This window comes from Mesorhizobium sp. M2A.F.Ca.ET.039.01.1.1, from assembly GCF_003998035.1.
In the GTDB taxonomy this organism is placed as follows: Bacteria; Pseudomonadota; Alphaproteobacteria; order Rhizobiales; family Rhizobiaceae; genus Mesorhizobium.
This window is the reverse complement of the sequence record NZ_RZRY01000629.1, coordinates 1-3,670: the sequence shown is the minus strand read 5'-3', so window position 1 is coordinate 3,670 and position 3,670 is coordinate 1. Positions and strand designations below refer to the sequence as shown.

The following is a 3,670-nucleotide window of genomic DNA, read 5'->3' as shown; positions in this document are numbered from 1 at the left end:
CCGTCCACCTGTGCAAGACGCCGGGCGAGAGAAGCCCGGAAGGCAAGACCATCAAGCGCGCCGAAATCGAGGCCAAGGCGCCCGGCACGATCTTCGATGTCGACAAGAAGCAGCTTGACGATTTGGTCGCTAGGGGCGTCGCCCGCCCGGCCACCAAGGTCGACTTGGTGCGCGCCGACGAGTCCAGCCAGATGGATCTCGGCTAGGCGCGGGTCTGCTGTATCGGAAGCCTCTCAAGGACATTCGTGCAGCAGCATCTGATCTACGACCATTTCGCCTCTTACAAGGCGGATAAAACCGCGAGAAGCGGCAAAGGACGCCGGGCAGGCCGGAAATCAGCTTACAAAGCAGATAGAATTATCCTCAGGATCGACTTTTATAAATAGCTTGTCCCCTGTATTCAATTTGTCACTAAGGGTATGAAAATTGTCACGCAGTATCGAATGGAATATTCTCCCGTTAAATTCGTACCGCACTTGCAGATTATAATCCGGAGGATCGGATCCACGCAAAAGTCGATCTATTACCGTGGCTTCGACAGATGGCCAGCGAGCAGATTTCCTTTTATAATACGAATTTTGAGCATAACCGGCAACGGCAATGACAAGAGCCGTCATCAAAATACCACTTATAAAGAAAGTTAATACCATAGTAGCTCGCGTTTTCGATGCAAAACTACCACCCTACAGGAACTGTTTATCATCGCAACGTTATCGTCTCAGCCTAAGGATTACCCAGGCTACGCCTCGCTCAGATCGTAAGTCAATATACGTGTACTCCTCCGCCTTGCCACCCAAATCTGCGCTATCAACGAGATGGGCGGTCCTCATCAATCCACTCTCGCCGATGATATTCGCCGGCGGAGAACCAGAGATCGGAGCCTTTCATGGACATTCGTGCAGCCCGCTCGCGCCTTGTCCATGAGACGCGCGCCCGCCTCGGTGACCTGATCACCATCCGCGCCAAGGTTCGGGGCGAGATGTCGGTTGCCAATGATCCGTCCCGGCCGGCCATGGTCGGTGTCAAGGGGCGGTTCGACATCAACCCGGACCTCGAATTCCTGGGCGGCCACGATCGCGGCATGGCGCCGATCCGCTTTGCCGGGCGGCTGTGCACGATCTCGATCCCGCGCGAGGACATGGCTTGGCTGCCGAAGGCCGGCGACCACTGCGAAGTCACCAGCCGCCCGACCGAGCCGATCTACGCTATCGAGCGCGTCGTCGACGACCTTCCCGAGTTGATCGTGTTCTATCTGTCGAATTTGAAGGCTGCGGCATGATCCGCCAAAGGCGGCAAGGGCGACCGCCCGTCGGGCACTTTTGCCCGGCCGTCCGCAGCGAGCGGCGAAGCCGCGGCAAGCGAAGGACAGAACTGAAATGAGCCTCGTGAACGCCATGCTGCGCATGCTGGCCGTCCAGGCGCTGCGCGGCAACACCATCGCCGCCGATGGCGTTACCGATTCCTCGATCGAGGCCTTGTCTTCGATCATGAGCGACCGGCAGACGCCGGTCGTCCTGGTGCGGATCGATGAGGCCAGGTACACGGGTCAGAACGAAGGCTTCTTCGTCACCTCCGGCACGGTGACCTTCGCGCTCGACCTGATCGTCGCCTCGAGCGTCACCTATCAGACGACCGATGGTCAGACCGTCAGCCAGATCGAGATCGCGCCGACCGACGCCGGGCTTGAATTCTCGCTCGACATGCTCGACCGCCAATGGCGGCGCGTACTGTCGGACCCGAACAATGCCTTCGCCGAATGCTTCCGCGCTCTCGTTGCGGCGATCGGCCCGGTGAAAGCCGCGCGCGGTGTCGATCCGGAGGGCGGCCGCAAGCATGCCATCCGCATGGTCGAGATCGAGATCGAGCCGGTCTGCGATCCCGCGCCCGGCGCGCCGCTGCCAGCCGTCATAGACGCGGCGCTGACCGGGCTCTCTACAGTCGCGGACTATCAAGCGGCGGTCACCATCATGCGCGCCGAGCTCGGCAAGGGTGCCGATCTGACGAGCTGGCAGAAGGTGCAGTCGACCCTGATGACCACGGCAGCGGTGCCCGGCATGCTGGGCGTGGCGCCTCCGGACGCGCTTCCGGCCTTCGTCGAGGCCGTCGATTTCGAGACTATCGGCACCGTGATCAACGGCGCCCAGACCGAACTGACGGAAGACATCCTGCCCGATCCGGATCTTGGCGGTACCGGCTGATGCATGACCCGGAACTGGTGAAGGTCATTCTCGGCCTTCAGGCCGATATCGCCGCGATCAAGCGCATGGTTGCCGGCAATCTGCGGTTCGGCACGGTGAAGAAGGTCGACCACGAGGCTAAGCGGGCGCAGCTCCTGCTGTCCGATGCCAACGGCCGCGAATTCCTGTCGCCGTTGCGGCCCTGGGCGGAGATCGCCGGCGACGAGAAATCATGGCGGCCGCCGACGGACGGCCAGCAGATGATGCTGGTCGCGTCGCATGGCGACATGCGCCAGGCGGTTCTGTTACCGATGACCTTTTCGGACCAGAGCGCCGCGCCTTCATCCGACCCGGGCACGAGGATCCTGTCGAAGTTCGGCGGGGCGGCCATGCTGTTCGACGGCGGCGGTGATCGCGCTGAGCTGTCGGCCTCGCGCGTCGACCTCGGCGCGGCCGAAGGGAAGAAGGTCGCCCGCGTCGGCGACAAGGTTCACGTCATGTCAGGGTCCTCGACCGGCTTTTGGCCAATCGTCGAGGGGTCCTCGAAGGTCTTTGCCGCCGACTAGTGGTGAAAACCTAGCGTGTGAATGCCCACAGGGAATGGCAGAAAACATCCAACGCAGAGAACTGGGGTGTGAGTCTCGTTAATGGTGCAGTAATGTCCGACGGGCAACTTCAGGGCAAGGATATGCGACAATAATCCCATATGCTGGGTGCTTGGAGGCGCAATGGAATCCCTGCTACAAATTGTGGCTGCAGTGGCGATTCTGGCCATCTACTACATGTACGAATATTGGTATGTTACCTTGCTTGTCGTCCTTTTAGGAGTGGTCGGCGTAGTCGCCGTTCGGGTTAGAGCGAAACCTGACGAACGCTGAGAACCATATCACGACCACCTCAGAGTCTAATTCCTAGCGTGTTGTGTCGGCGTTGTGGCCCAGAGTTGCCTCACGCTCGGGGGTACCAAGCGTTGGGCGTTCACCACTAGGAGGGCTTTCATGCAGCTCATCATAACGCACCGCGCGCCGCATCTCGGCGCGGCGGGAACGTCGATCGACTTGACACTGTCGCAGGCTATCTACGAGCGCCTTCGCGGGCATGTCGTCGAGCCGACCGCGCCGCCGCCTTCGCCGAAGGCTGAGGCCAGCAAACCCCGTGCGGCCAAGGTGTCAAAGGAAGGGCCCGCTCTTCGTTGTCCGAAGGACGAAGAAGGGTGACCCAGTTCGGCATGGATCGCTCGACCGGTCTCCGCCAGAGCGGCTGGGACAACGTCATCCAGGCGATCGAGATCTTGCTGACGACGCGCTATTTCGAGCGCGTCTTGCGGGAATATGTCGGCAGCCCGGTGCCCGCTTTGCTGGGCGAACTGGCGAATGTGCAGACCGTCATCCGTTTCCAGTGGTCGGTCGCGGCCGTGATCCTGCTCTTCGAGCCGCGCTTTACGCCGACGCGCATCTCGCCGCTGACGCTCGACCGCACCGGCTCCTCCGACT

7 protein-coding genes are annotated in these 3,670 nt (G+C 61.0%); all 7 read left to right on the top strand.

Annotated features, from left to right (window positions below; all coding sequences use genetic code 11):
• On the top strand, positions 1–206 hold a 206-nt coding region (locus tag EOA24_RS41935; RefSeq protein WP_189354367.1), incomplete at its 5' end, for a hypothetical protein.
• A 680-nt stretch (positions 207–886) separates the two neighbouring features.
• Entirely contained in the window at positions 887–1,279 is a 393-nt protein-coding gene (locus EOA24_RS30730) for a hypothetical protein (protein ID WP_126083004.1), read from the top strand.
• A gap of 97 nt (positions 1,280–1,376) precedes the next feature.
• Positions 1,377–2,198, top strand: coding sequence for a hypothetical protein (locus EOA24_RS41315; protein ID WP_149998629.1), 822 nt, complete (start codon positions 1,377–1,379; stop codon positions 2,196–2,198).
• Positions 2,198–2,743, top strand: coding sequence for a phage baseplate assembly protein V (locus EOA24_RS41930; RefSeq protein WP_189343149.1), 546 nt, complete (start codon positions 2,198–2,200; stop codon positions 2,741–2,743). Before EOA24_RS41315 ends, EOA24_RS41930 begins: the two co-directional genes overlap by 1 nt.
• A 162-nt stretch (positions 2,744–2,905) precedes the next feature.
• Complete coding sequence (locus EOA24_RS41925) at positions 2,906–3,055, top strand: hypothetical protein (protein WP_189343148.1); 150 nt, start codon at positions 2,906–2,908, stop codon at positions 3,053–3,055.
• Between the two features lie 120 nt (positions 3,056–3,175).
• Positions 3,176–3,394, top strand: coding sequence for a hypothetical protein (locus EOA24_RS30720; RefSeq protein ID WP_126083003.1), 219 nt, complete (start codon positions 3,176–3,178; stop codon positions 3,392–3,394).
• A partial coding sequence (locus tag EOA24_RS30715) for a GPW/gp25 family protein (RefSeq protein ID WP_145992553.1) occupies positions 3,391–3,670 on the top strand: 280 nt, incomplete at its 3' end. The genes EOA24_RS30720 and EOA24_RS30715, both read left to right, overlap by 4 nt.

Coding starts and splice junctions, on each gene's coding strand:
- EOA24_RS30730 (WP_126083004.1), top strand. CDS start 887: ATGGACATTCGTGCAGCCCGCTCGCGCCTTGTCCATGAGACGCGCGCC.
- EOA24_RS41315 (WP_149998629.1), top strand. CDS start 1,377: ATGAGCCTCGTGAACGCCATGCTGCGCATGCTGGCCGTCCAGGCGCTG.
- EOA24_RS41930 (WP_189343149.1), top strand. CDS start 2,198: ATGCATGACCCGGAACTGGTGAAGGTCATTCTCGGCCTTCAGGCCGAT.
- EOA24_RS41925 (WP_189343148.1), top strand. CDS start 2,906: ATGGAATCCCTGCTACAAATTGTGGCTGCAGTGGCGATTCTGGCCATC.
- EOA24_RS30720 (WP_126083003.1), top strand. CDS start 3,176: ATGCAGCTCATCATAACGCACCGCGCGCCGCATCTCGGCGCGGCGGGA.